Genomic DNA, 26,525 nt, shown 5'->3' with positions numbered 1-26,525 from the left:
TAAAACATATTGTAATGAGTTTGATTGAAAGCGGATAGATTGTTCCATTATAAGGTATTCGTTAAGTATGGAGATAAAAGCCATACCACCAGAAGAAACATTTCAAACATTATACGGAACACTTGAAGTAGCTTTAAATCCCCAATGCTAATATTTAGCGTAAAAATGCCCCAATAAAGGGGCGCGTATATGTGTCAATTAATATTTATTAGATATCTATACTATCTAATTAGAAAATAAGTATTCAATTAAGTCGCTTCTTTTACCGATATATCTTATTGCCACTGCTTTAAAGCGCTAATCATGAAATTTTTCACGTCTATATTATATACATTTTTTAAGTTATCTTCCAGAAATACCTCTTTAGGTGTACCTTGGCTGACTATTTGGCCATCGCTTAGTAATATAATTTTCTTACCAAATAAATTAGATAAATTTAAATCATGTAATACAGCTATTACAATTTTATTATTTTCTTTTGCCCAAAGGCTTAAATATTCTAGAATCTCAATTTGATACTTTAAATCAAGATGATTTGTTGGTTCATCTAATAAAATAATTTCTGGATCTTGGGCAAAGGCTTTTGCTATGAAGACACGTTGAAGCTGGCCGCCAGATAATTCACTTATAAGTTTATCTTTTGAATCTATAAGGCCAACACTTTTTATAGCCTCCATTATGATTAAATCATCTTCCTTACTTAAAGATGATAAAGCTCCTTTTAAATAAGCATATCTGCCTAAAGCAACAGTTTCATAAACTGTGTAAGGAAAGTAAACATTGTTACTTTGAGTCATAAGTGCAATGTGTTTTGCAAATTCCTTCACAGGTAAATTTTTTATATCCTTTGAATCAAATGTTAGTGTTCCTTTATATTCAATGAGTCTGCCTATAGCTTTTAAAAGTGTACTTTTTCCACATCCATTTGGACCAACTATGCAAAGAATTTCTCCTCTTTTAGCTTTAAAGGCAATATTCTTTATGATATCTATTTTGTCATATCCACAAGAAAAATTCTTAAGTTCTAACAAAATCATCACCTACTTTGATTTATTATTTTCTTTCATGTGCCTTATTAAAATATATGTATGCAAAAAATGGAGCTCCAATCAGAGCAGTAATAGCGCCAACTGGCAATTCTGATGGTATTATAATTATTCTTGCTACTAGATCAGTAATCACCATAAAACAGCCGCCTAAAATTATACAGACTGGAATTACATATTTATGCTTTGCTCCAATGATTCTTCTTACTAAGTGAGGAATTATTAAATCAACAAAACCAATGATTCCACTTAAGGCTACAGCAGAACCTGTTAATATAGCAGAGAAAATAAGAAGTCGAGTCTTTATGGCATTAACATCTACTCCAACTGATTTTGCTTGATCTTCACCAAAAGATAATATATCCATTTCAGTGCAGTAGCGCATAACACCTATTATTCCAACTATAAAGAAGGGAACTCCCATTTGTACATATGACCATCCCTTCATAGAAAAGGAACCCATTTCCCAAAGAGCTATGCTTTTTATATCTTCACTATATAAGGCTGTTACTGTTGTAAGTATTGCGCTGCAAAATAAAGAAAAAACCATACCAGATAAAATTATAGTTGAAGTTGACATGCTTTTATCAACATTGTAGGCAAATTTTATGATAATAAATACAGTCAAAAGCCCACATAAAAAGCCTGTTAAAGGAAGAGTAAGCCTGCCAAGCATAGGTATTGAAAAACCAGATATTATAAGAAATCCAACTCCAAGAGAAGCCCCAGAAGATACTCCTAAGGTATAGGGTGAAGCAAGTGGATTTCTAAGTAATGATTGAACAACAGCACCACTAACTGATAAGGAACTACCTACAAGAAAGGCTAAAAAAACTCTAGGCAACCTTAAACTCCAAATTATCGCCACATCATTAGGGTTAATCTCTTTAAGTAATGGAATTCCTAAAACTTTATATCCAATTATCGATGCAATATGTATTAAGCTGGTATCGGAACTTCCAATAGAAGTTCCGATACATAAAATTAAAAATGTTAAGGGTATTAATAGTATAATAATTTTTTTATACATTTGCATATTCCTCAGGATAAATAGCTTTTGCTATTTGTTTAAGTGCTTTCAGTAGATTTTGTGATGGCCTCGAAGAGGAATTATTATCAATAGCAAAGACTTTATTATTTTTAATTGCAGTAACTTCTTGAAAACCCTCACGAGTCTTTATATTATCGACAGCATTACTTGTAGGTTCATTTGTAAGTATTACATCAGGATTAGCTTTTACTACAGCTTCAGGACTTGGAGATATCCACGAATTTTCATTAGCAAAGATATTTTTGGCGCCTACAATTTCAATTATTTCATTTAAAAATGTATTATTACCAAAACTATATAAACCTGAAGTTGACCCTATTTCAAAATATACATTTTTCTTATCAGTAATAGTATCTCCAATTTTCTTTATTGAATTTATTTCATCTTTTAGATTAGCTGTCATCTCATCACCTTTTTTCTCAGTACCAGTGATTTTTGATATAAAGTCAATATCTTTATAAAGGTCTTCTATGCTTGAACTAGTAGGTATGTATACAACAGGGATTCCAGCTTCTTTAACAGCTGCAAAGGGGTCTTCACTCCCAGTTTTATTATGTCCTGAAGCTATTATTATGTCAGGCTTTAAACTCACAAGAGTTTCAGCATCTGGATTCTTAAAGTCAATCTTAGGTAAATCTTTATTAATACCATCCACATCTGACGAATATTTATCTATAGCTACTAGCTTATCTGAAAGTCCCAGCCCAACTAATATTTCGGTATTTGATGGCGCTGTAGATATTATAGTGTTTACTTTTTCAGGAAGCTTAAAGCTGGTACCTTCTCTATCTGTCATTGTTGCAGTCTTATTACCACAACCGAAAAGTGTACTCATAGCTAATATAACTATTAGAAAAAGTGATAAAAATTTATTTTTTAGTTTCATGATGCCCTCCTAAAATATATTGTATTTAAGGGTAACAAAAAAAGCATACCCATCGAGAGTATGCATAGACGCATAATAAACATGCTTATAAAAATCAGAATAAAACTTATAAGTCTTATTTTAATAAAACGCATGATTACTTAAGTCACATTCAAAAAATAACAAGTTCATTTACCAGCTTATTTTCAACTATCCTTCGGAAGTAGACTGACCTAATAGACTTGATATGATGAGATCAATTTACCTTCTTGACTGATGAAAAATATTCATGGTAGCGTTGTACTTAAAATTTATTGCCATGTGCCTAATATCCCACCCTCAGAGGATATTATCGGTGTATAAAAACAAGGTATCCCGACTTAACTTCATCCTAATTTCAAGCCTTCCCAATTTCTCAGTGGCATGTTAGAAACAATCAAAAAATAACAGATTGGACTTGTTATTTTTGATTGTGCCTTTGATTTCGTCAGTTTCACGGTTACTGGGGTAGTTGAAGAATTTCACTCCATTCCCTTATTACTTAAATGCAGACTACAGTTTGCATTCATATAATTAAAGTATTTGACATAAAAAGATTATACTATTCATAGTAAGTTTTAGCAATAAAGTACTTAAGTGACTAAGGAGGACTAAGTCCAGATAGAGTATTCTTTGCTGAAAGTTTTAAGATACAAAACATTCTAATATGCCGAGACGCTCTCGTAAAAGAAACAATAAAGGCTAAGAACTTTATTGTTCAAAACAATGTAACGCATTCATACATAAAAGCAAAAGATTTAAAAAATAGAGAACTTGTCTATGTATAGTAAAATATGTATTTTGTAAGTTATGTTATTATAAGTATGAAGTAGAATTATAATCTAATAAACAATAACTTTATATTATAATTTAAGGAGGTAGTATATGAAAGAAGAAAGCATATTTACAAAATGTTCTATAGGTATTTTAATAGTATCCTTTTTAGTATTAGTAAATGAGTATATTCAACTAATGCCGACTCATTCTACACGCTTAGAAGGATTTTTATTGTATTACGGACCATTTATATTTGCAATTATAGGTGGAATACTTTCAATATTTGGAGTGATTAAACATAAAACAAAATTAGGGCTGCTGTTAATAGTAATTAATTTTATATTATTATTTTGGCCAGTAATTCTTTGGAGTTTACCAGCTTCCGTTTTTGGATTATAGAAATTGATAAATGTAATATATGTAAAAACATAGATGGACAATCCCATCTATATTTTTATGTCTTAATATCAACACTACATTAGAACATAGCCGCAAAATAAAATGTAAATAAAAGTATTACTTTATTGGAAAAAATTCTATAAAATGACTCTAAAATGATGTAAAATGTTTGATAGGTTAATAAATTTATTAAATTGAATTATGAGGGCGATTAAAGTGATTAAAAAAATATCTATGTTAATGACATGCATACTATGTATTCTTATTTTTTCAGGGTGTTCAAAGAATCAGGAGATTATTACTAAAACGGCATTGAAAATGGATACTGTTTTTCAGCTAAAAGCATATGGTCCAAAAGCTAATGAAGCTATAGAAGCATCTCTTTCAAGATTAGATGAGATTGAGCAAATGGCAAGTGTGACTATAGATAGCAGTGACATAAGTAAAATTAATCAAGCTGCAGGTAAAGAATATGTACAAGTACATCCTGAGATTATAAAAATGGTTGAAACCGCAGTTAAGTATTCTAAGTTAAGTAATGGGGTATTTGACATAACTGTAGGCCCACTTGTAAATCTTTGGGGAATAGGAACTGATAACGAAAGAATACCTACAGATGAAGAGATTAAATCAAAACTACCGCTAGTTGGATATAATGATATCAGTATAAATGAAGAGAATAATAGTATTAAGTTACTAAAAGAAGGTATGGCAATAGATTTAGGTGGAATAGCTAAAGGATTTGCCGCAGATGAAGTGTTAAAAATTTATAAAGAGTACGATATTAAAGGCGGGATTATAAGCCTTGGAGGTAGTTCTATATATACAGTTGGTAAAAAGCCAGATGGAACACCATGGAATGTTGGAGTTAAGCATCCTAGAAAAGACAGCGATCAAGATTATGTGGGTATAATTAATTTATCAGAACAAGCACTTTCTACTTCTGGGGATTATGAAAGATATTTTATAAAGGATGGTAAGAGGTATCATCATATATTAAACCCAAGCACAGGATATCCAACAGATAATGGTGTAATGAGTGTCACCATAGTTGTAGACAGCAGTATTCCTGATAGCAATATGCTTGCTGATATTTTAACCAAAACTGTTTTCATAGCAGGTGTGGATAATGGTTTGAAATTTATAGACAGTTTGCAAGGTGTTTCTTGCATGGCAATAACTTCTGATTACAATATTTATAAATCTTCAAATTGGAATATAAAATTAGATAAATTAGATCCAGACTTTAAATTTGCCAATTAATTTTTTTATTATGCCTCAGTCTAGTATAAATTTTACAATATGTTTACATACTGACAATATAGGAGGCTATAATATGAAAATGAAAACTAATCAAAGAGCCTTAATTTTATTAGTCATTATGTTTATAGGTTTTATAATTACTTTGTTTCCACAAAATACACCTATAATAACTATATTGCAAAGTGGATTTGAAGCTGGAGTGGTAGGTGGATTTTCAGATTGGTTTGCAGTAGTAGCACTTTTTCGGTATCCCTTAGGAATTCCAATTCCACATACTGCACTTCTGCCTAGGAATCGTAAAAGAATAACAGAAGGTTTAGTATCAATAGTTGAAAACAACTTGCTCAATAAATCAAGTATTATAAATAAAGTACATGAATTAGAAGTAGTGAAAAAAATATTAAATATATGCAAAAAAATTATATGTTCTAAGCAAGGAATAGAAGCAGGAATGTATGTTATTAAACGTGTCATAGAGCATATTCCTATAGAAAAAGTTTCTTCATCTTTGCTTAAACTAATTCAAAAATATTTGAATACATTAGATTCTAAAAACTTTCTTGAAAAATTAATTGGCATATTCTTAAGAAATAATTATGAAGAGAAAATTTTAGATAATTTACTTATTAAGCTTGAAGAGATAGTAAAGCAAGATAAAGTAAAGAATGAACTTGGAAATATAGTATTCAATTCTATAAATAAACTAAAGATAAGTGGAATAATGCAATATTCATTAAATACAGTCTTAAATGTTTTAGGAAAAGATAAAGTAGGAAAAATAGCTCAAGATTTAGTCGTTGTAATATTAAAGGATTTAAAAAAACATGATAATACCAGTAGAATTACACTGCTTGAATTAATGCAGAGCAATATAAGAAACATAAGTAACAATGAAGAAGTTATACAAAAAATAGATGAGTATAAAATGAGATTAGGCAGTAATGTTGAACTAAATAACTTTACAATAAAAATATTATATGAATTAAAAAATATAATATTAGGTTATGTTAAAGAAGACTACATAAGAAATAATATACTGCCAATGCTAAGCAATTTAATAGACAATATATCAGAGGATATTGATTTAATAAATAAATTAGAGCAGCAGATACAGGAACGTGTATCAGGTTACATAAATTCCAATCATGAAAATATAGGCAGATTAGTTAGAGATAATATTGAAAGATTAGATACTGAAACCCTTATAAAATTGATTGAAGAGCGTGTAGGTGATGACTTGCAGTGGATAAGGATAAATGGTGCTATTTGTGGTTTTTGCGTTGGTTTGGTATTAGGAATAATTAGAGTTTTGTAAATATTAAAAACACATGATCAGTGTTTATTAATCAATAAGAGCATATGTAGGTTGAAAAATTGCACTGCTAAAAAATAGAGTTTCACAATGTTTTTTAGTAGATTTTAGAGCAGATATTATTGCTGTAGGAGAAGGTTCTGACCCTATAAAGAGAATTGCAAATAAAGAAGATCTATAAATGCAATTCTGTAGTATTATTATTATTATTATTATTTACATTTCATGAACAAAATTTCTTTTACAGTCTCCTCAAAAGGTATTGAAACACTTTTAATATTTCCATTACTATCATAATTAAAGGTCACATCAACCAAGTAATATTCCATTATTGTCATGGTAAAAATGTCATAGCATTTATGATTAAGTGTATAGTCTATATTATTATAAATTAATTTTAATCTATTATCTTTTACTTCGATTTTTAAAGAACCATATGCTGGATTTTCATATATGCCAGTATATTCTTCAAGGGAGTGAGATGGAGTTGAGTTATCTTTTTTTGAGTCTATTGTAGGCTTAGTAGCAGCTTCCATTGCTTTCATCATCTTTGCAGCTTCATCCTCTAGTTTTTCACAAAAATCACTATGGTCATAGCCTAAAAGCTTGTCATATATATGGTATGCTATAGGCATTGCACAGACAGGATTATTTAAATTAGTAAGAATAACTACGCCAATATTCTCGTCTGGAAGAAAGCTCGTATAGGAGCAAAATCCATCTATATTTCCACCATGGTTAACATGTTTTCTTCCTCTATATGCTTCAACAAACCAGCCTAAAGCATAAGATGAAAATTGCAATTCATCAAACTTTAAAGGGATTAGCTCACAAGGGAGTTGAGGTGAATGTAACTCACTTATAGTTTTTTCTGATATAATCTGTTTTCCATTTACTTTACCTTTATTCAAATGAAGGCTAAGCCATTTTAACATATCATTTAAACTTGAATTCATAGAACCAGCAGGAGCAACAGCATCTAGTTTTCTAAAGTCTATTTGATTAATTTCTTCACCTTTTTGCGCATAGGGCTTACTGTAATCAGAAGACTCTTTTAAAGCATCTACTGAGAAATTTGTGCTGTTCATACCAAGAGGCTCAAGAATTCTTGATTTCACAAATTCTTCCCATGTCATTCCTGTAACTAGTTCAACAAGGTAGCCAGCTGTGGCATACATCAAATTATTATATTGCCATGTTTCTCTGAAATCTTTACTAAATTCCAAGTATTTAATTTTATCTACCAGTTCTTTTCTGCTTAAAGAAGGATTTGTATACCATAAAATATCATGTCTAGGTAATCCAGAACGATGACAAAGCATGTCCCTTAATGTAAGATGTTCTTCAGCATATTTATTTTGCATTTCAAAACTAGGCATGTATTTTTTTATAGGAGTATCAAGATCAAGCTTACCTTCATCCACTAATATGCCTATTGATAGTGAGGTAAAAGATTTACTTGCAGAACCTATAGCAAATAAAGTATCTTTTGTAACATTCAAATTTTTGTTAACATCGCGCAGTCCTAACTCATTGCAGTATATTATTTCATCATCTTTAATAATACCTACAGCCATTCCGGGAATTTTCCACTTATTCATATACTTAGATAAAAAGTCATTAAGATCTTGAGAGTTATTAGATAGAATATCATTCATAATATTGTACCACCTTTATTTATTTTTTATTTTCCTTCATTTCTTGCTCTATCAAATTCATTTAATGCTCTCTTTTGTATTTCCAGTGCATCATCACCCATGTCAAATTCAGCTTCTTCTTCAAAACCGTCTTGTTCTTCGCCATCAAATCTATATAATTTCTTTAATAACGTCCATAAGATTTCCATTTCTTCAATGGAAAAGCCTTTAGAAAGCATCCCAAAAAACTCCATCGATTTTTCGGCACCTATCATCATGGCATCCGTTCCAGCTTCAGTTATTTTCACATTAACTGCACGTTTATCATATTGGCTTGGCACAGTAAGGACATATCCTTTGTTCTCTAAATTAGTAATCAATTGTTTTACACTCTGTTTTGTTGTACCTAGTTTTTTAGCGATATTATTTAGAGTTGTTTCATTTTCAGGTAAATGAATAATGGCAACCATTGCCATAAGCTGTCTGCTAGTTAAAGGTTCACAATATTCATCACCCTTAATTTGAATTTTATTAGTAAGAGAAAACAGAGTTGCGTATATTTGTTGTATTAAAAAAAGCGCTTTATAGTTATCCATAAAATATCTCCTCCTTAGTTGGACAATATACTGTCTAAAATTACAATAGCATATTATTCCAATGTAGTCAATATGTTGTCTATTGTTTTTTTATTGAGTGCTAAGATTTATTATTAGCTGAATTTAAGAAAAACGCATAGGCAATTGCAGAAAATTTGTAATGGAATAGGAGAAAATCTCAGTTGTATACTGCCTTGATATTAAGAAATAAAGAAATAGTTAGCTATATTCTATCTTGAGTAAATTTTAATGTTATTAGCATAAAAGTATATTTTTGTACATTTAGGGTATTTTTGATAGAATATAAAAGTGAAAGAGAAATCTCAGTTTATTCTCAAACTCATAGGTTTAGAAAAAAGCGCATTTACTTGAATGTAGGTTAACTTAAAATAAAAATTCAGATAATAATATTAGTAAAGATCAGCGCTTTACTAATATTCATGTGGAGTAATATATGAATAAATATACTAAGATAGAGCTATTTTTAATAATTGGTTTTTTAGTGTCAACTTTTGCATTTAGTTTAACAATAAGTATTGTATATTCAAATTATAATAGAGTTACAGAACAAAACCGATTTAATAAAGATTATAAGTATCTAAAAATAGATACAGTACATGATACTAAATATGTTGATGGAGCTGAAGTTGTAAATAAAGATGAGGATAAAGAAAATCCAAGCTTATCAGAAATAGTAGATGCTGTTCAAGAGGCAGGATATAAGAAAATTATTTTAAAGCCATTTGAAGATCAAATACAAGTTGATAATAAGTTTTATATTAATGATATATGGCCTTGCTCTAATGGGATTGACATAGAAAGTAGAAATTTAATTAAAGGAAGATACTTAACTGAAGAAGAGTTAATGAGCAATGAAAAAGTTGCTATTATAGGTTTTGGTTTAGAAAGATTAGTTGAAGAGAAAAATGGAGAACGTTATATAAAAATATTTAATGAAGATTATAAAGTTGTTGGGGTTCTTGGAAATACTGAAGTATTTAAATATAGCAGTATAATTCCGATAAGATCTCTATATTTTATAAACACTAAGGTTCCTAATGTTATTTTTTATGAGAATAATATAAGTAATATAGACATTAAAGAAATTAACCTGAAAAATATTAATGTTTCTGAAAAAGAGATTTCTAGGACTTCGGTTATCGATTATTTATTCAAAAATGTTTACGAACTTAAAAATAGCTTATATCAAATAATACTTGGTATAGCAAATTTACTTTTATTTTCATATTTCTTTGCTAAAAATATACGTGAAAAAGTTGCTATTATGAAAGTCTTGGGGGCTAAAAACTCTGATGTATTTAAAGAGGTTTTTGCAAAATTCATAAGAATATCTTCGATTGGAATTATTGCTGGACTAGCTTTATCAAAAATTACAATAGATTTTATGATGAAGTCTTTCTCATCTCAATATTCAGCTGTTAACATTCCAAATATCATATTAAGTTCAATGCTAATATTTATAATATCTATAATTGTATCTATACTAGTGTTGTTTAATGTAATTAGATTTAAAATAATGAAAGAAATAAGGTAAGTAGTATGAAAAGCAAATTTATCTTTTTTGATATAAAAAGAAACTTGATAGTTAATGTATTAATTATATTGGAAGTAGCTTTATGGATATTTTATGCTGCGTCTTTGGTTTCTTTAATTAACTTTGATAGGTCATATAGAAATAGGTACAACAGATCAATTTCCATAGATAATTCTAAGTTCATGACGTTTTATAAGATGATCCTTAAGGAAAACAAAGATATTGAAGATTATAAAAATGATATAAAGGAAAGTCTTGAGTTAATATCAAAAAATAATTATACTTACGGTTTTATTCAAAGGGATCTGTATACGGATATTCCAATTGATGTTTTAGGGTTAAATTCTAAAGACTTAGAGTCTAATTTTACAGAAAAAGATACAAATGATGAGTTGATACATCCAATTGGATTCAATTATGGAATGATAGAACATTATCAAAATAATATAACTCAAGAAATTTCAAAAGAGGAATGGATTAGAAATGATGAATATATACCTGTGATTGTCGGAAATGATTTGGCTAAAAAAGTTAAGGTTGGCACTAGCTATGTAGCTAATAATATAACTTATAAAATTGTAGGGCAATTTAAGAAGGATGTATTAGCATTTGATTATACAAATAGTGTAGATAGCTCATTTTTATTAAATAAGTCATTTGTTATTCCACTTAGTGACGAAACATTCTTTCAAAATTTTGGATATCAACCTATAACGATATTTTTCAATGGTGACAAAGAAAATAATTCAACTGAATTAGAATCAAATATAAGAAAAATTTCTGATGATATAGTTGTTTCAGATTTTGGTGATGATTTAGATAAATTTTTGGAAGAAATAAAATCAAAAAAGTACTATGAAATATTTAGAATAATTATAATTACTATTATTGCATCTGCATCAATAATTACTACAATTAGTTATAAAATAACCGAAGATGTAGATAGGATTGGAATTCTTTATTCTTTTGGAATTAGTAAAAAAGATATATTTAAAACATTTTCTTCTGAGTTTTTTATAAATATACTAATTGGAATCATAGGAGGAAGTTTATTTTATTTAAAGAACTGCGGAAGCGTTTATGCATTTTTTATTAATGAAAACTTATTATTTAATTTATATATTTCCATTGGGATATTGTTATTAACAATTATTTTAATTGTGCTAATGAGTTTTAAAGAAATAAATAAGTTGACTCCAAAAGAGATGATGGGAGGATTTACAGAATGAGTATATTAGATTTAAGAAATATATATAAAACCTATGGAAAAGGTGATAACGAAGTTATAGCAGTAGATGGAATAAGCATAAAGGTGGATAAAGGTGATACTATAGCTATTATGGGGCCTTCTGGTTGTGGTAAAAGCACATTGCTTAATATATTGGGATGTATAGATACTCCAAGCCAAGGTGAATATTATATTGACGATTTTCAAGTAGACTTTAATAAGCTTAATCATTTATCTAAAATCAGAAATGAAAAGATTTCTTTTATATTTCAAAACTTTGCATTAATAAAAGATCTTAGCGTGTTAGAAAATGTAATGCTTCCTCTTAAATTTAGAGGTATTTCACGAAAAGAACGAATAAATAAGGCAATAAAGTATTTAAAAGAATTAGATATATTGAATTTAAAAAATAAAAGTATTAGGCAATTATCAGGAGGGCAGCAGCAAAGAGTTGCCATTGCTAGAGCACTTACTCAAGAAAGCGAAATTATATTAGCTGATGAGCCAACAGGAGCATTGGATCAAGAAAATAGCATTAAAATCATGAAAATATTGCAAGAATTAAACCAAAAACATAATAAGACAATATTAGTTGTGACACATGATAATCTTGTTGCAAGCTTTTGCAATAAAACCTTGAAAATGAAAGATGGAAAATGGGATAGTATTAAATAAAGGAGTCATAATTTATGAAAAAAATACTTTTAACTATATTACCGAGTATATTAACATTCTTATTTATATTCATAGATTCTCATTTTCCGTATAGTAAGTGGATTTTAATTGGAATTTATATTTTATTTCCGATAATGTTTATAATTCAGACTATTATTTCCTTCAAATCAATAAAAAATATGTTGATTGGATTTTTGTTATTATCACTATCAATCATACTGCCTATTAATCAATGGTATAGAATGGGCAGCATAATTCCAGCCATAATAGTTTATTTAATATTGTCTTTAATAACATATTTACTGATAGTAGTTATAGATATTATTAAAAAAAATAAGAAAAGAACTAGAAATTAACGAGGGTGTCTTTGTAGAAATAACTAAGAGTGATAATTAGTGAACTGGTATGAAGCGTATTAAAAAATTCAAATTCTATATAAGTTATGAAGAAATTTTTGGGGGAGAAATATACTTATTTGTGGGAAGTTCTAAAGTCTTATTGGAGGAATGAAGTGAAGAATAATTTAAGCGAACCGTATCATAAGAGACACTATAAAAGCATCTCTTATGAAATAACTAATTCACCATCACCAGTTATTATAATTTTATATCCAGCTTTGAGAGGAAATAAATTGAATTTTTGTGATTGGGGCCATAGGCGAATAGATTGTATAGGCGTTTCCGTAGCATCTACAACAACTATATAAATCCGCTCATTAAAAGAATTATTTTGAACTGTATATGGATTATCTATAGATAAATTTAAATCTTCAATTTTATAGAAACCACGCTTGAGAATTTTAGTTTCAGCCGCACAAGGTGGAATTATAATATTAGAAGAAACAAGGAAGAAAAATACTAATACATAAATAAATTTTTTCATGAATATGACCACCTTTTATTTTTATATAACAAATGAAATTGGTATTTTTTCTAATTTATAATAATGCCGCTTTTACTAGAGACAATTATGTCAAATCCCGTTTCTAAAGGTATTAAAGTATATTTGGCTGATTGTGGGTCTAACCTCATATATTGTCTAGTGAGTTGATTGGAATCAAAAATAGCAATAAAGGCATAATCAGTAGGTGAAGCATTTTGTACAGTGTGAACACCTTTAGATAAGTTTAAATCTTCAACTTTATAGAATCCTTGATTTAAGGTTTTGGGTTCAGCTCCAACAGGGATTGTAAGCATATGAAAGATTAGTAGTAAAAAAATTAAAAATGCAAGCATATATTTTTTCATTAGATTAATCACCTTTCTAAATTAAAATATTATGTAATTAAAAACTTAATTTTATTATGTGAAAGTGATGAGAATATATTCTGAAATATTAAAAATAAAAATTAAACCTGAAGAGGGGATAAGACAAGATTGGTAGTTTACTATTTAAAATGTAAAAATGAGTGTTACCAGAGAAAGATGCATTTATAGAATCTTGGGAAAATTTGAATCATCAGGAGCCTAGAAACCTTAAGCATAGAATTTTATAAGGTATTAACTTGAATAATCGAATCATTAGATAATGAAGATAATAAAAAAGGAAGCTTATCCACAGTGAGACAAGCTTCCTTTTTTAGGTTACTTAAAACTTAAGCTACATCAAATTTAGTAACTTGTCTTTGAGTAACTTGAGCACCAGATTTCTTAACTAAATCACCAGAATTAGTTTTGAAAACATTTTTAGCAATTACAGTATCCATAAGTGCATTAATCTCGTCTTTTGTAAGAGTAGGTTTAGCACCAGAAACACTTAAAGTACTTTTTTCACCAGCCGCAGTTAAAAAAGTCATAGATAAAGAATATTCCATTTAATTCACCACCTTTCTGTTTAGATTAGAGTTAAGGAAGTTAAATCATATACATGATTTAACTAAGTTCGAGAAACCAAATCATAGATTTGGACTCTCACTTATCTCGCTTATCTGCTTAAGCATTTGCTAAACTAGAAGATTCATTTATAAAGTAGTCCCTAGTATTAGCTTCCATAACAGCTTTAATTGCATCAGCAACAGCATAGATATTTTCAGGTGTTGCATCTGTTTTCATGCTTGAGAAAGTTTTCTTAGTATAAATTGGATCTCCAGCTTTATCTACTCCTTTTTGAACTTCAATACTAAGAGAAACAGAGTCAATAGTTTTAGTTACAGCCATATATTTTTACCTCCTTCATTTTATTTTCGTATATGATATACGCATTAATTCCATAGATTACATAAGTATCCTAAAATTTTTTAAGTAGTAAATAATCAAAACAGTTGAAGTAAAGACACAAAGAAAATTTTATGGTTCATCTATATGAATTCTAAAAGGTTTAATTCATTAGGTCTTAGCGGATAAGCAAGAACTATAAACTAAATGATTTTATAAAAAATGAATTGCCTTATTTAAAATTTATATATTAAAGGAAAGTCAATTAGGTAAAAAGTATTTCTTAGATTCAGAGAAGGCAGCCCCATTTTACTATGAGTCCTTAATTTGATTTAACACGAAGAGGTTTAATAAATTTAATGAATGTGAAAATCTTTATATAGTAATAAAATAGAAATATGTAGAACAAATAAAAATAAAATGAGAGAAAACATTTTTATTTACGTTATATAAAGTGTAAGAGCTTTTACGAAAAAAATGGATTGGAGAAATTTCAATGAGGTGTACCGAAAAAAATTATATCAGTAGGCTGAAAAAGAGGAAAGAAGATGCACTAGAATTTATAGTAGATAAATATTTAGTATTAGTTAAGTCAGCAGTATACAAAATACTTTCGCCACTTAATAAGGATGGAATTATTGAGGAGTGTATAAATGATGTGTTTCTTTCAGTATGGAATAATTCAGATAAATTTACAGGTGAAGAAGTTGATTTCAAGAAATGGATATTTAAGATAGCAAGATTTAAGGCTATTGATTATTACAGGAAAGAAGTTAAGAATCTGAATGTAAGCATAGAGGATAAGGAAATAAGCACAAATGAATTAGTGGAAGAAGAAATTATTAAGCTAGAAGAAAGAAATGAATTGATAAATTTAATTAACACTCTTGAGCCTATGGATAGGGACATATTTATTATGAAGTTCTTTCTAGGGGAAAAGTCTGAGGATATTGCTAGAAAATTTGGACTTACCAGAGCTGCATTAGACAATAGAGTTTATAGAGGTAAGAAAAAACTTAGGTTAAATTTGGAGGTAGTATAATATGAAAGATATTTATGAAATTCTAAATGATATAGAAATAGATGAAGATGAAATGGAGATAATAGAAGCAACTGATATTGAAAAAGCAAAGGTAAAAAAGTATTTAAAGAATTCTATAAATAAAAATAAATCCTATAAAAATAAGGGAATAGCTGTAGCAGTTTTATGTTGTTTGTTAATTGGAGGTGTAGGAACTTTGGGAGTAGCTTATCCATCTTATTCAGCAGAAATTCCTATAGTTGGAGATATATTTAGGTTTATAGATAATGGTAGAACTGGTGCATATGATAAATATAGAGAATATGCAGATGTGGTAGGGGCTACACAAGAAAGTAATGGTATTAAAGTCACAATAAAAGACGCAATATTTGATGGAAAAACTTTAACTTATACCTATGAAATAACAAGTGATAAAGATTTAGGCGATAATCCATTTTTTAATATGAATGGACCAAGGATTACTATAAAAGATTATAATGGCGGGACAGGAGGAAGTTCTGGAGTAAAAAGGGTTGCTGAGAATACTTATGTAGGTGAAGAAACTATTACTATAAATGAAGAAAGGAAAGCAATAAACTTTGAATTAAATTTCACAGATATAGGCGATATGAGCTTTGAAAATTCTAAAGAAATAAAGGGAAATTGGAAGTTTAAAATTAATTTGCAGGCATTAGATAATATTAAACAAATGGTAAATAAGACAACTGAAAAAAATGGAGCTCAATTGAATATAGAGAGTATTTCAAAGACACCAGTATCATTTACCTTAAACTATTCTCAAAAAATTTCAAAAGAGTTACAAGATAAATATTTTGTTGCTGACATTCCGATAGAAGAAGTAAAAGATGATTTGGGAAATGTCTATACAGCAACAAGCGTTTCAACTAATGAAGGTATTAAAGGAAGATATGATGGGATATCTATGTCAAACTTTGGCAAGCTAGATCCAAATGCAACAAAAATAATAATAACACCTAAAGTACATTTATCAAATAATGTACATCAAGAATCAGGTAATGGAGCGGGAAAAGCAGTTGATACAAGCCCTACTATAGATGAAAATCATCCTAAAAATAATGAATTTGTATTAGATGATATAGTAATTGAACTAAAAAAATAGATATACTTTTTCTTATAAAAAATAGTTTGACTGAGATATAATTAGATTTAAAGATAGTAAAAATAAATTAATAGTAGAGTATAATAGGCACTCAAAAAAAGTTCATCATTGTTTTATGGTGAACTTTTTTATTCTTTAGAAACTGCCAATGAAGGCAAAGACTTCACAAAGTATAATGAAAATAGTTTTATATTTTCTCAAATTTAATTGGTTTACTTAACTTTCCTAGAGAGATTAGCTCAGTACTCTCTTTATAGTTATCACAAAGGCTTGCCCTTGCAATATTAGGATTATCGTAAGTTTTAAAGAAATATTCACAAGTATTTGTATTAACAAAGGCAGTGTATTTTGTATAATCATAAGTATCTCTATTTGTTATTACTATTCCTTTTGGAATAGTAACACTTTCCATAATATGAAAGCATGTGTTTATTGCTTCTAAACTGTCACTAGGTGTTTTAATATGTGTTTTTTGATATGCTGTTCTTACAAATCGTTCTGGAGATGTGTAGCCACCAGGTAACTGCATAGTTCCTCCAGCCTGACCAAATGGCCTTAAATGAATGTTACCCCAGCATGCATCACTAGTCTGAGTTGGAGACACATTCATGTAATTTCGTAAATTAGTCATGTTCCACTGAAGATCAGGACTATTGGCCATAACTCCAATTGAATTTTTGTATAAAGTTAGACCTCTTTCTGTTTGTTCAATGACGACACATTCTCCGCATTTATCTGTAGCAATCCAATGTAAAGGCGCGACTGTTTGCGTTACAGGATCTTCAAGACCTACAATATCTATCTCCATTAATATTTCTTTAAGATCTTTTACTGATTCACATCTTCCTAAAATATAATGAAGAAAATCTAAGGAAGAAACAGCTTCTCTGCTAATAGAATCCTTATGAGTTTTGTATTTAGCATAACCTGCAAAATATAATGCTGCAGCCGCAAATCCTTTTTCGTTTACCCCATCAAAGAAACCAAGCATTCCACCTGCTTCTTGTCCAATGCCTATAAAGCTATAGTGATCGCAAATTTTATTCATACTAAGAGCATTATTCCAGAGATAATATTTGGGTACGACATAAAGTTCTGGCTCAATATCATAAGAAAAATCCATAGTTCTTCCAAAAAAATTCTCCATCTTTTTAGATTGTAGCGTTATTGCTGTGCACATATTAGTTCTCATCCTCCTTATACTTTATGGAATTTTGGTTTAATTAAATAATCTAGGATGTGCTACTGCTAGATATTGTTTAAAGAAGTTATAGTTTTACAGCAACTAGACTTCGGATAGATTTATGCTTTGAAAAAAATAAATTCTATAAATAAAATGGCTATAATTTATAGATATACTTGGGTGTGGCATAAAATTCCATTTGTTATATAAAATATGAATATTGTAGATTTAATATCTTATACTGTAGGAAGGATGAAAAATATGTAAAAAGACAATAAACTTTATAATGTATTGATTTTTGATAAATAAAGGTAAAGTAAATATAGCATTGTCATATGGTTTGGAATACAAGATGAAATATATGAAATTCTTTATTTATATAACTTTAAATTATTATTTTGAATAAAAGTTATTCTCTTATCGGATACTATCATTATAACTAATGATTATCTAAAAATAGGAGGAACAACATGAAGAAAAATTTTAAAAAGATTACAATTTTAATGCTGCTGATAGTCAGTATTTTTTCATTTGCAGTGAATAACAATGCAATAGCTGAAGTGTCATCGGATAAGGATAATGGCGTACATCTAATTCTGGACTCAGTTAATTATAATAGTGTTTTACCAAAGCATTTCCGAAAAACTACTGATTTAGCAGTTATAAAGGACAATAAAGATTTAGATCTTAAGGGGCTAGATAAGCTGAATATTTCTGGCAGTCAACAATTTTCAGGGAATAATATAGATCTTTTAATAAAGGCAATTGATACTTCTCTCCCTACCACAGTAATAGATTTAAGACAAGAGTGTCACGGATTCATAAATGGGTTCTCAGTTAGCTGGGCAGATGCAAAGAATAATGCTAATGTGGGACTTACAAGAGATCAAGTTATAGCTAAGGAAAAAGAGGATTTAAAAAGTATCAAATTAAATGAACCTATAACTTTTTATAATAATTCTAAACAAACTATGGATGTTAAAACAGTTCAAAGCGAAGAAGAACTTACTAAATCAAAAAATTTAGGATATGAAAGAGTAACAGTTAGAGATGGTGGAATACCTACCGATGATATGGTTGATTATTTTATGGAATTCATAAAAAATAAACCAAAAGATTCTTGGCTTCACTTTCATTGCAAAGAGGGTATAGGAAGAACATCTACTTTCATGATAATGTACGACATGATTAATAATTATAAAGATGTCAATGCTGATGGCATAATTAAAAGACAATTGGTATTAGCAAATTTTGAGGATACTACATTGAAGTCTTTTTATAATAATGAAAGAATGGGATTCTTAAATAAATTCTATGATTATTGCAAAGCTAACGGAGACTCATTTGATACTAAATGGAGTGAGTGGAATAGTAAAGCTTCGAGTATAGATGAAACAGATAAATCTAATGCTATCAAGGTATCAAATGTAAATTCTGTTTATATGAAAAATAATATAATTCCTAAATCTTTATATGCGATTTCTTTAGATTCGATGACACCTGGTGAAAGAACAATGATAACTAGCCTTCAGGGGCTAGTTAATAATCATTGTTCTTTTCAAATATATACACTTAATTCTTCTCAGCCTGATTATAAAATATGGTTGGAAGATTTAAAAAGTAATCATAATGTACCTTATGAAATGATATCAGATCCTTGGGAGCTAATAAAAATATATAAAGACTATATAAAAGGGTACGTGCTTTATAATGGTGAAGCTAAAGATCCTTCAATAAATAATGCTTGTTCCTTAGCAGGCCTTAAAAACGCTATAGTTATTGATGAAAAGCTAGAACCTAAAATAAAGGAACTTGGTATAGAAAGTAAAGGAGATTGCAGAAGTACAGATGAAAATTGGGCCTATGATAATTTGTGGAATAAAGGGCTAAATCATTCCATGGTAATGGAGCTTTCTCCTGATAGAATTGATGCATTAAGGGACTATGCCATAATGACTAAATCTTTAATATTTTACGAAGGAAGTGTAGATAAAACAGCTCTTAGAGATAAGGTATTTTCGTCTATGGATAGTAACCCAACATGTTTAGGCTGGGGTCCAGATGAGTTTATTAACGTGAGTACAGCGTCAAAACATGGTGTGAGCATGGTTGCAGCAGATTGGTCCTATAATTTAACTACATTGAGTGCTTTTCCTAAACCTGGCATTACTAAAAAAACTTCATTAACAGTTCCTAAAGAAGAAAATGTTCACTATGTTACTTTTATAATGTCAGATGGAGATAATCAGCAGTGGAATCTTGGAACTAATTATGGTTCGCCTAAGTGGTTTGGTTATGAAAATAGAGACAAACTTTCTTTAGGTTGGTCTATGACTCCAGCGTTATATTATTTAAGCCCTACTGTGTTTGATTTATATTATAAAAGCGTAAGCAATGAAAATCCAAGGAATAATTTTATCGTGGCTCCATCAGGAAATGGATACATATATCCAAGCAAATTCCCACGTAATAAATTAAGTTCATATGTTGAATCATTAAATAGTTATATGAAAAGAGTAAATGAAAATTACGTATCAATAATAGATGATTCCGCCTTTCATGATGTTGAGCTATGGAATGAGTTTACTAAAAAATCAAATATCAAAGGTTTATTTTATCTTGATTATCATAGACACGATAATTATAAAGGAGAAATTTTATGGTCTAATAATAAACCATTAGTGTCTTGCAGAGATCTACTTTGGAATTCACTTGAAGACGAAGAAGAGTTAGTAAAAAAGATAAATGATAGAGTTAGTTTAGGACAAACAGATGTCCATAATCCAGAAGCATACACATTTGTTTATGTTCATGTATGGACAAAAGAGACAAGTAATGTAGAGAAAGTTACAAACATGCTAAAAGAAAACAAAAGCGTAAGAGTAGTACCCCCAGAAACTTTTATGGAGATTATAAGTAAGAACATTAAACATTAGTGTTAGTGTACAAAGCTAAACGTATTATCCAACTTTGGTAATTAATATTTTAATTACTTAATGAGGAGTTAAGAAAATAGAAGTATACAATAAAAAGATAGGATAAACCCAAAAGAGGAATGCTAAAAAGGGCAAGACTAGGCAGTAATTTTAGTGATAATAAAATGAAATATGAAAACTCTAAAGTGATATAGGTTTTTAGTGCATTCCTCAATTTGAGCACTGGCTTAGATATTTTTAATTAATTAATAATATAAGAAAACAAATTATTACTAATTTGTTTAGTAAAATTAGACATTATCTATTGACAAATAAAATAGAAAGATATAATATTGAATTAAGCTAAACGTTTCACTTAGGGAGGTGGTTATAATAAGTGCGACAATTAAAGATGTAGCTCGAAAAACAGGCTTATCAATAGCAACTATATCTAAATACATAAATGGTGGAAATGTTTTAGATAAAAATAGAGAAATAATTCAAGCTGCCATTGAAGAATTAAATTTTACAGTTAATGAAATGGCAAGAGGATTAAAGACTAATAAAACTAGAACAGTAGGGATCGCTCTACCAGATTTAAATAATCTGTTTTTTACATCAATTGTTTCAAAAATAGAAGATGTTCTTTTGAAAGACGGTTACGGAACTATAATATGTGACTATAAGCAAGATTATGACTTAGAAAAGAAGAAATTAGAATTCTTAGTTAATAAGTCAGTAGATGCAATAGTTTTAGTACCATCAGGGAAAGAAGTAAACGAGTTACGTGATATATTAGAAAGTGGAATACCTGTAATACTTATTGATAGACTTTTAAAAGATATAGAATGTGATGTGGTACTTGGGGATAATTTAAATTCATCATATAATGCAGTAGAAACTCTATTTACCAAGGGACATAAAAGAGTAGGTGTAATTGTAGGACCTCAAGAAATGTATACCGCTGAGCAAAGATTAAAAGGTTATTATAGAGTACATGAAGATTATTCATTTAAAATCGATTCGAATTTAATAAAATATGGAGATTACAGGATGGATAGTGGATATGCTCTTTTCAAGGAATTGTTGAGCATGGATGATCCGCCAACTGCCGTTTATGTAACTAATTATGAAATGACATTAGGTGCAGTAATGGCAATAAATGAGATGGGGATTAATATACCGGATGATTTATCGATAATAGGTTTCGATAATATGGAATTAATAAGGGTATTGAATCCGCCGCTATCAGTAGTAGTTCAACCTATGGAAAAGATAGGTGAAACGACAGCAAAATTATTACTTAAAAGAATGAGTGGGGATAATAGCAATTTCCCATCAATAAATAGATTGAAATCAGATTTAATTGTTACTAAATCTATTGGAAAAGTTAAGTGAAAATACGTGTGTAAGAAATTACACATGATTTTTAAATAAAAAACAAAACGTTTCGCTATAATATAAAGTTAATAAGTGAAACAATTAGGAGGAGCTAATATGTTAAAAGGAATTTCGAAAATATTATCACCAGAACTTTTGAAAATTTTAATGGAAATGGGGCATACAGATGAAATTGTGATTTCTGACGGAAATTTTCCAGCAGGAACATATTCTCAAAGGTTAGTTAGATTAGATGGACACAATGTTCCAGAAGTTCTGGAGGCTATATTAAAATTATTCCCTCTTGATACTTATGTTGAAAAACCAGTGGCACTGATGGAAGTTGTAAAAGGTGATCCTATAGTTCCTACAATTTGGGAGGAATATAGAAAAATAGTTAAAAGTAGTCATGATAAGTTTAATGATTTTGAATATATGGATAAATGGGATTTTTATGAAAGATCTAAAAAAGCATATGCTGTTGTAGTTACTGGCGAATCAGCATTATATGCAAATATTTTAATTAAAAAAGGCGTTGTAACTGAGTAAAGTTAATAGAATTAGAAATATTAATCTATAAAGAGGTGAAACGATGGAAAAGTTGTTATTAGGAATAGATATTGGAACATCAGCATGTAAAGTTGCAATATTTGATTTAGATGGACATGTAGTATCACAATCTAATAAGGCATACTCAGTGTATTATCCAGAAAAGGACTTTGTAGAACAGGATGCTGAAGAATGGTGGAATGCTGTTTGTGAAGCAACAAAAGAATGCATTGAACAGAGTCATATTAATCCAGAACAAATAAAAGGTATTGGAATAGATGGACAAGGCTGGGCTGCACTACCTGTGGATGTTGAAGGTAAACCTCTTCATAATGCAATGATCTGGATGGATAGAAGATCTACAAAACAATGTGAGGAAGTTATAAAAAAAATAGGAGAAGACAAAATATTCGAAGTGAGTGGTAATTCATTTGATGCCACATACACAACTCCTAAGATTTTATGGCTTAAAGAAAACAAACCTGATGTGTTCATTAAAACTTATAAATTCCTTCAAAGCAATAGTTACATAGCATTCAAATTAACAGGTGCTATGACACAAGATTTATCCCAAGGATATGGACTTCATTGCTTTGATATGAAAACGGGAAAATATGATGCTAAACTATGCGAAGAATTAGGAATACCTATGGAAAAGTTACCAGACATAGTTCCTTGTGATCAAGTTGTCGGAACTGTAAACGATATTGCAGCAAAGCAAACTGGGTTAGCAATTGGAACACCGGTAGTAGCTGGTGGATTAGATGCAGCTTGCGGAACATTAGGAGCTGGAGTTATTGAGTTTGGACAAACGCAGGAGCAAGGTGGACAAGCTGGTGGCATGAGTATTTGTTTAGATAAGCCCATTGGCCATAAAAAATTAATATTAGGATTTCATGTGATACCAAATGCATGGCTGCTTCAAGGCGGAACAGTTGGTGGGGGAAGTCTTAAGTGGTTCAGAAATGAATTTGGAGAATACGAAAAATATATGGAAGAACAAACTGGCGAAAATTCATTTGATGCATTAGTAAATAAAGCAAAGGGTGTAAATATTGGAGCAGATGGAGTGATATATTTACCGTACATGGCAGGTGAGAGATCACCTATATGGGATAAACATGCTAAAGGAGTGTTCTATGGTCTAGGGTACGATAAGACAAAAGGACATATAGTACGATCTATATTAGAAGGAACAGCTTATTCATTAGAGCATAATTTACAAACTGCAAAAGAGGTAGATGTTGATGTTGAGGAACTGATTGCTATCGGTGGAGCTGCTAATAGTTTAACTTGGACTCAAATAAAAAGTGATGTAACAGGAAAACGAATTAAAGTTCCAACATCAGATACAGCGACTACCTTAGGAGCAGCACTATTAGCTGGAGTTGGTACGGGCCTTTATAAGGACTATAGGGAAGCAGTTCAAAGAACTATAAAAATTACCAGAGTACATGAACCTAATATGGAGGCTCATGAAATATATAAAAAATATTTTCCTATATATTTAGAAATATATGAAAACTTGAAAAAAACATTTATAAAAAGCGAGGTGTAGAAATGAAAGCATTAGTTATAACTGGTATTTCAAAGGTAGAATTGCAAGATTTAGAAATGCCTAAATATAAGGATGACGAAGTATTGATAAAAGTTAAATACTGTGGAATTTGCGGATCTGATCTTCCAAGAGCTTTAGATGGAGGCGTACATTCATTTCCTATAGTGGTAGGGCACGAATTCTCTGGACAGATAGTTGAAGTAGGAGAGAAAGTAAAGAACGTTAAGGTTGGCGATAGGGTTACAGCAGGAGCATTACTACCATGTGGAAAATGTGAAGCTTGTCAGCAGGGTAGACCTGCAATGTGTAGTGATTATGGATTTATAGGCTCTAGGCAAAATGGAGCTATGGCAGAGTATGTAGCAGTTAAATCTCAAAATGTAGTTAAATTACCAGATGAAGTTGATTATAAAGAAGGAGCTATGATTGAGCCATTAACAGTAGCATTACATGGTATTCAAAGAATTAATATTAAAGCAGGAGCAACAGCTTTAGTCTTCGGTGCAGGAACTATAGGTCTTTTAGCACTTCAGTGTTTGAAGGCAGTAGGTGCAGGCAAAGTTTATATGGTAGATGTTGTTGACAAAAAATTAGAATTGGCAAAAAAATTAGGTGCTGATGATGTAATAAATTCAATGAAGGTAGATTTAAATGAGTATTTATCTGAACATGGTAAGCCAGAAGTAGTAGTTGAAAATTCAGGATCACCTATAGCTCAAGCCCAATGTTTAGAGATAGTAAAAAAATGTGGTTCAGTTGTATATATAGGAACTGCAACTAGAGATTTAACTCTTAAACCAGAGACTTTTGAAAAGATATTAAGAGGAGAATTAAATATAACAGGTTCATGGATGTCTTATAGTGCACCTTATCCAGGATATGAATGGACTACAGCAGTTGAATATATAAAAGAAAAGAAGATAGATTTAAAATCAATGATTACAAATGTATATAAATTAGAAGATGGTTTAGCACCATTTGAAGTAATGAGAGACAGAGAAGCTTGCGCTACAAAAGTATTGTTTGAGATTTAAAAGTTAATTATATAAAAATAAACAAGCTTAATTAATAGCTGATTAATAGCTATTTTAAGATAAATTATATTAAAGGAATTTATAAAAAATAAACTATAAGAAATAAATTAAAGAGGAGAGATAAATATGAATTTTACACCTATAGACCCAAATAAAGTGCCACAAAGAACATTATATACAGGGGCTAAAATGCCTGGAATAGGAATGGGAACTTTCGGTTCAGATCGTTTTTCAGCTGAAGATATTGCAAATGCAGTAAAAGGAGCAGCTAAATTAGGATTTAGGCTTTTTGATGGAGCTAGTGTTTATGGAAATGAAGATTTGATTGGCGAAGTTTATAAGGAAATATTAGCAAGTGGAGTCAAAAGAGAAGAATTATTTATAACATCAAAAGTTTGGAATGATCAACATGATAATGTTATAGAATCTTGCAAGCAAACATTAAAAGATCTTCAATTAGATTACTTAGATTGTTATTTTGTACATTGGCCATTCCCTAACTTCCATGCTAAAGGAGTATCAGTAGATTCTCGTGATCTAAATGCAAAACCATATATACATGAAGATTTCATGAAGACATGGAGACAAATGGAACAATTAGTTGAAATGGGACTAGTAAAACATATAGGAACATCTAGTGTAACAATTCCTAAATTAAAATTAATATTAAGAGATGCTAAGATTAAGCCAGCTGTTAATGAAATGGAATTGCACCCATGTTTCCAACAACCAGAATTATATAAATTCTGTAAAGATAATGGTATAGAAGTAATTGGATTCTGTCCAATCGGATCACCAACTCGCCCAGATAGAGATAAAACTGATAGTGATATTGCAGATATCGAGGAACCTACAGTAGTTAAGATTGCAAAAGCACATAAAGTTCATCCAGCAGTAATTTGTGTTAAATGGGGAGTTCAACATGGACATACACCAATTCCATTCTCAATTCACGAAAATGAATACTATAGTAATCTTTTAAGTGCAGTTGAAGATCCTTTAACTGATGAAGAAATGAAAGAGCTTGAAGAAGCAGATAAGAATTGTCGTCTAATTAAAGGACAAGTATTCTTATGGGAAGGTGCTAAAGATTGGGAAGACTTATGGGATCTTGATGGAACAATAACAACTCTTTAAGGATTTATAAG

At 29.8% G+C, this 26,525-nt stretch carries 25 protein-coding genes and 1 riboswitch; of the genes, 15 read left to right on the top strand and 10 right to left on the bottom strand.

Annotated features, from left to right (window positions below; genetic code table 11):
* Positions 1-275: 275 nt before the first annotated feature.
* Genes T483_RS0103915 through T483_RS0103905 form a run of 3 tightly spaced genes read right to left on the bottom strand, consistent with a single transcriptional unit; the run spans position 276 to position 2,983 of the window.
* Complete coding sequence (locus T483_RS0103915) at positions 276-1,031, bottom strand: ABC transporter ATP-binding protein (RefSeq protein WP_026885661.1); 756 nt, start codon at positions 1,029-1,031, stop codon at positions 276-278.
* Positions 1,032-1,053: 22 nt separating this feature from the next.
* Entirely contained in the window at positions 1,054-2,076 is a 1,023-nt protein-coding gene (locus T483_RS0103910) for a FecCD family ABC transporter permease (RefSeq protein WP_080696900.1), read from the bottom strand.
* Positions 2,069-2,983 (bottom strand): ABC transporter substrate-binding protein, encoded by a 915-nt coding sequence (locus T483_RS0103905; protein WP_026885659.1) that lies wholly within the window; start codon positions 2,981-2,983, stop codon positions 2,069-2,071. Before T483_RS0103905 ends, T483_RS0103910 begins: the two co-directional genes overlap by 8 nt.
* Before the next feature lie 330 nt (positions 2,984-3,313).
* Positions 3,314-3,540, bottom strand: a riboswitch (cobalamin riboswitch).
* Between the two features lie 346 nt (positions 3,541-3,886).
* Here T483_RS0103905 and T483_RS0103900 point away from each other — a divergent pair.
* From T483_RS0103900 to T483_RS0103890, 3 genes are all read left to right on the top strand, one after another.
* A complete protein-coding gene (locus T483_RS0103900) occupies positions 3,887-4,177 on the top strand; it encodes a hypothetical protein (protein WP_026885658.1) in 291 nt (96 codons plus the stop codon).
* A 216-nt stretch (positions 4,178-4,393) separates the two neighbouring features.
* Complete coding sequence (locus T483_RS0103895; RefSeq protein WP_026885657.1) at positions 4,394-5,440, top strand: FAD:protein FMN transferase; 1,047 nt, start codon at positions 4,394-4,396, stop codon at positions 5,438-5,440.
* Between the two features lie 73 nt (positions 5,441-5,513).
* Positions 5,514-6,755: a DUF445 domain-containing protein gene (locus tag T483_RS0103890; RefSeq protein WP_242841794.1), complete on the top strand. Its 1,242-nt coding sequence runs from the start codon at positions 5,514-5,516 to the stop codon at positions 6,753-6,755.
* A gap of 209 nt (positions 6,756-6,964) precedes the next feature.
* Here T483_RS0103890 and T483_RS0103885 read toward each other — a convergent pair whose 3' ends face one another.
* Both T483_RS0103885 and T483_RS0103880 read right to left on the bottom strand, forming a co-directional pair.
* A complete protein-coding gene (locus tag T483_RS0103885) occupies positions 6,965-8,410 on the bottom strand; it encodes a serine hydrolase (protein WP_026885655.1) in 1,446 nt (481 codons plus the stop codon).
* A 26-nt stretch (positions 8,411-8,436) separates the two neighbouring features.
* The gene (locus T483_RS0103880; RefSeq protein ID WP_026885654.1) at positions 8,437-8,985 is read right to left on the bottom strand and encodes a MarR family winged helix-turn-helix transcriptional regulator; all 549 of its coding nucleotides are present in this window, start codon (positions 8,983-8,985) and stop codon (positions 8,437-8,439) included.
* A gap of 454 nt (positions 8,986-9,439) precedes the next feature.
* Here T483_RS0103880 and T483_RS0103875 point away from each other — a divergent pair, with 454 nt between their 5' ends.
* From T483_RS0103875 to T483_RS0103860, 4 genes are read left to right on the top strand one after another with little or no spacing between them, the layout of a single operon-like run.
* Positions 9,440-10,540 carry an ABC transporter permease gene (locus T483_RS0103875; protein ID WP_026885653.1) on the top strand — a complete coding sequence of 367 codons (1,101 nt, stop codon included), beginning with the start codon at positions 9,440-9,442 and terminating at the stop codon, positions 10,538-10,540.
* Between the two features lie 5 nt (positions 10,541-10,545).
* Positions 10,546-11,769: an FtsX-like permease family protein gene (locus T483_RS0103870; RefSeq protein ID WP_026885652.1), complete on the top strand. Its 1,224-nt coding sequence runs from the start codon at positions 10,546-10,548 to the stop codon at positions 11,767-11,769.
* On the top strand, positions 11,766-12,443 hold the full coding sequence (locus T483_RS0103865; RefSeq protein ID WP_035789971.1) for an ABC transporter ATP-binding protein: 678 nt from the start codon (positions 11,766-11,768) through the stop codon (positions 12,441-12,443). The genes T483_RS0103870 and T483_RS0103865 overlap by 4 nt, the downstream gene beginning before the upstream one ends.
* A 14-nt stretch (positions 12,444-12,457) precedes the next feature.
* Positions 12,458-12,799: a hypothetical protein gene (locus T483_RS0103860; protein WP_026885650.1), complete on the top strand. Its 342-nt coding sequence runs from the start codon at positions 12,458-12,460 to the stop codon at positions 12,797-12,799.
* A 208-nt stretch (positions 12,800-13,007) separates the two neighbouring features.
* On the opposite strand, the gene T483_RS0103855 is transcribed toward T483_RS0103860, so the two are convergent.
* From T483_RS0103855 to T483_RS0103840, 4 genes are all read right to left on the bottom strand, one after another.
* Complete coding sequence (locus tag T483_RS0103855; protein ID WP_026885649.1) at positions 13,008-13,325, bottom strand: hypothetical protein; 318 nt, start codon at positions 13,323-13,325, stop codon at positions 13,008-13,010.
* A gap of 50 nt (positions 13,326-13,375) precedes the next feature.
* The gene (locus T483_RS0103850; RefSeq protein WP_026885648.1) at positions 13,376-13,690 is read right to left on the bottom strand and encodes a hypothetical protein; all 315 of its coding nucleotides are present in this window, start codon (positions 13,688-13,690) and stop codon (positions 13,376-13,378) included.
* A 347-nt stretch (positions 13,691-14,037) separates the two neighbouring features.
* The gene (locus tag T483_RS0103845) at positions 14,038-14,256 is read right to left on the bottom strand and encodes a DUF2922 domain-containing protein (protein WP_026885647.1); all 219 of its coding nucleotides are present in this window, start codon (positions 14,254-14,256) and stop codon (positions 14,038-14,040) included.
* A gap of 118 nt (positions 14,257-14,374) precedes the next feature.
* Entirely contained in the window at positions 14,375-14,599 is a 225-nt protein-coding gene (locus T483_RS0103840) for a DUF1659 domain-containing protein (protein ID WP_026885646.1), read from the bottom strand.
* Between the two features lie 493 nt (positions 14,600-15,092).
* On the opposite strand from T483_RS0103840, the gene T483_RS0103835 reads away from it, so the two are divergent.
* Complete coding sequence (locus T483_RS0103835; RefSeq protein ID WP_026885645.1) at positions 15,093-15,638, top strand: sigma-70 family RNA polymerase sigma factor; 546 nt, start codon at positions 15,093-15,095, stop codon at positions 15,636-15,638.
* 1 nt (position 15,639) lies between these two features.
* Positions 15,640-16,758, top strand: a complete 1,119-nt coding sequence (locus T483_RS0103830; protein WP_026885644.1) for a DUF4179 domain-containing protein — start codon at positions 15,640-15,642, stop codon at positions 16,756-16,758.
* Positions 16,759-16,945: 187 nt separating this feature from the next.
* Here T483_RS0103830 and T483_RS0103825 read toward each other — a convergent pair whose 3' ends face one another.
* The gene (locus tag T483_RS0103825) at positions 16,946-17,938 is read right to left on the bottom strand and encodes a linear amide C-N hydrolase (protein ID WP_026885643.1); all 993 of its coding nucleotides are present in this window, start codon (positions 17,936-17,938) and stop codon (positions 16,946-16,948) included.
* A gap of 473 nt (positions 17,939-18,411) precedes the next feature.
* Here T483_RS0103825 and T483_RS0103820 point away from each other — a divergent pair, with 473 nt between their 5' ends.
* The 6 genes from T483_RS0103820 (at position 18,412) to T483_RS0103795 (ending at position 26,514) form a co-directional block, all read left to right on the top strand.
* On the top strand, positions 18,412-20,877 hold the full coding sequence (locus T483_RS0103820) for a GxGYxYP domain-containing protein (protein WP_026885642.1): 2,466 nt from the start codon (positions 18,412-18,414) through the stop codon (positions 20,875-20,877).
* Positions 20,878-21,240: 363 nt separating this feature from the next.
* Positions 21,241-22,254 carry a LacI family DNA-binding transcriptional regulator gene (locus tag T483_RS0103815; protein ID WP_026885641.1) on the top strand — a complete coding sequence of 338 codons (1,014 nt, stop codon included), beginning with the start codon at positions 21,241-21,243 and terminating at the stop codon, positions 22,252-22,254.
* 99 nt (positions 22,255-22,353) lie between these two features.
* The gene (fucU, locus tag T483_RS0103810; protein ID WP_026885640.1) at positions 22,354-22,785 is read left to right on the top strand and encodes an L-fucose mutarotase; all 432 of its coding nucleotides are present in this window, start codon (positions 22,354-22,356) and stop codon (positions 22,783-22,785) included.
* 43 nt (positions 22,786-22,828) lie between these two features.
* Complete coding sequence (locus tag T483_RS0103805) at positions 22,829-24,343, top strand: xylulokinase (RefSeq protein WP_026885639.1); 1,515 nt, start codon at positions 22,829-22,831, stop codon at positions 24,341-24,343.
* 2 nt (positions 24,344-24,345) lie between these two features.
* Positions 24,346-25,377 carry a galactitol-1-phosphate 5-dehydrogenase gene (locus T483_RS0103800; RefSeq protein WP_026885638.1) on the top strand — a complete coding sequence of 344 codons (1,032 nt, stop codon included), beginning with the start codon at positions 24,346-24,348 and terminating at the stop codon, positions 25,375-25,377.
* Between the two features lie 126 nt (positions 25,378-25,503).
* Positions 25,504-26,514 (top strand): aldo/keto reductase family protein, encoded by a 1,011-nt coding sequence (locus T483_RS0103795; protein WP_026885637.1) that lies wholly within the window; start codon positions 25,504-25,506, stop codon positions 26,512-26,514.
* Positions 26,515-26,525: the final 11 nt, after the last annotated feature.

This window comes from Clostridium beijerinckii HUN142, from assembly GCF_000621745.1.
GTDB lineage: Bacteria > Bacillota > Clostridia > Clostridiales > Clostridiaceae > Clostridium > Clostridium beijerinckii_A.
The sequence above is the reverse complement of the archived record's forward strand: the minus strand, read 5'-3'. Positions and strand labels throughout refer to the sequence as shown.

Coding starts and splice junctions, on each gene's coding strand:
- T483_RS0103855 (WP_026885649.1), bottom strand. CDS start 13,325: ATGAAAAAATTTATTTATGTATTAGTATTTTTCTTCCTTGTTTCTTCT.
- T483_RS0103860 (WP_026885650.1), top strand. CDS start 12,458: ATGAAAAAAATACTTTTAACTATATTACCGAGTATATTAACATTCTTA.
- T483_RS0103845 (WP_026885647.1), bottom strand. CDS start 14,256: ATGGAATATTCTTTATCTATGACTTTTTTAACTGCGGCTGGTGAAAAA.
- T483_RS0103890 (WP_242841794.1), top strand. CDS start 5,514: ATGAAAATGAAAACTAATCAAAGAGCCTTAATTTTATTAGTCATTATG.
- T483_RS0103795 (WP_026885637.1), top strand. CDS start 25,504: ATGAATTTTACACCTATAGACCCAAATAAAGTGCCACAAAGAACATTA.
- T483_RS0103825 (WP_026885643.1), bottom strand. CDS start 17,938: ATGTGCACAGCAATAACGCTACAATCTAAAAAGATGGAGAATTTTTTT.
- T483_RS0103805 (WP_026885639.1), top strand. CDS start 22,829: ATGGAAAAGTTGTTATTAGGAATAGATATTGGAACATCAGCATGTAAA.
- T483_RS0103830 (WP_026885644.1), top strand. CDS start 15,640: ATGAAAGATATTTATGAAATTCTAAATGATATAGAAATAGATGAAGAT.
- fucU (WP_026885640.1), top strand. CDS start 22,354: ATGTTAAAAGGAATTTCGAAAATATTATCACCAGAACTTTTGAAAATT.
- T483_RS0103880 (WP_026885654.1), bottom strand. CDS start 8,985: ATGGATAACTATAAAGCGCTTTTTTTAATACAACAAATATACGCAACT.
- T483_RS0103850 (WP_026885648.1), bottom strand. CDS start 13,690: ATGAAAAAATATATGCTTGCATTTTTAATTTTTTTACTACTAATCTTT.
- T483_RS0103800 (WP_026885638.1), top strand. CDS start 24,346: ATGAAAGCATTAGTTATAACTGGTATTTCAAAGGTAGAATTGCAAGAT.
- T483_RS0103905 (WP_026885659.1), bottom strand. CDS start 2,983: ATGAAACTAAAAAATAAATTTTTATCACTTTTTCTAATAGTTATATTA.
- T483_RS0103870 (WP_026885652.1), top strand. CDS start 10,546: ATGAAAAGCAAATTTATCTTTTTTGATATAAAAAGAAACTTGATAGTT.
- T483_RS0103865 (WP_035789971.1), top strand. CDS start 11,766: ATGAGTATATTAGATTTAAGAAATATATATAAAACCTATGGAAAAGGT.
- T483_RS0103885 (WP_026885655.1), bottom strand. CDS start 8,410: ATGAATGATATTCTATCTAATAACTCTCAAGATCTTAATGACTTTTTA.
- T483_RS0103910 (WP_080696900.1), bottom strand. CDS start 2,076: ATGTATAAAAAAATTATTATACTATTAATACCCTTAACATTTTTAATT.
- T483_RS0103840 (WP_026885646.1), bottom strand. CDS start 14,599: ATGGCTGTAACTAAAACTATTGACTCTGTTTCTCTTAGTATTGAAGTT.
- T483_RS0103835 (WP_026885645.1), top strand. CDS start 15,093: ATGAGGTGTACCGAAAAAAATTATATCAGTAGGCTGAAAAAGAGGAAA.
- T483_RS0103820 (WP_026885642.1), top strand. CDS start 18,412: ATGAAGAAAAATTTTAAAAAGATTACAATTTTAATGCTGCTGATAGTC.
- T483_RS0103900 (WP_026885658.1), top strand. CDS start 3,887: ATGAAAGAAGAAAGCATATTTACAAAATGTTCTATAGGTATTTTAATA.
- T483_RS0103875 (WP_026885653.1), top strand. CDS start 9,440: ATGAATAAATATACTAAGATAGAGCTATTTTTAATAATTGGTTTTTTA.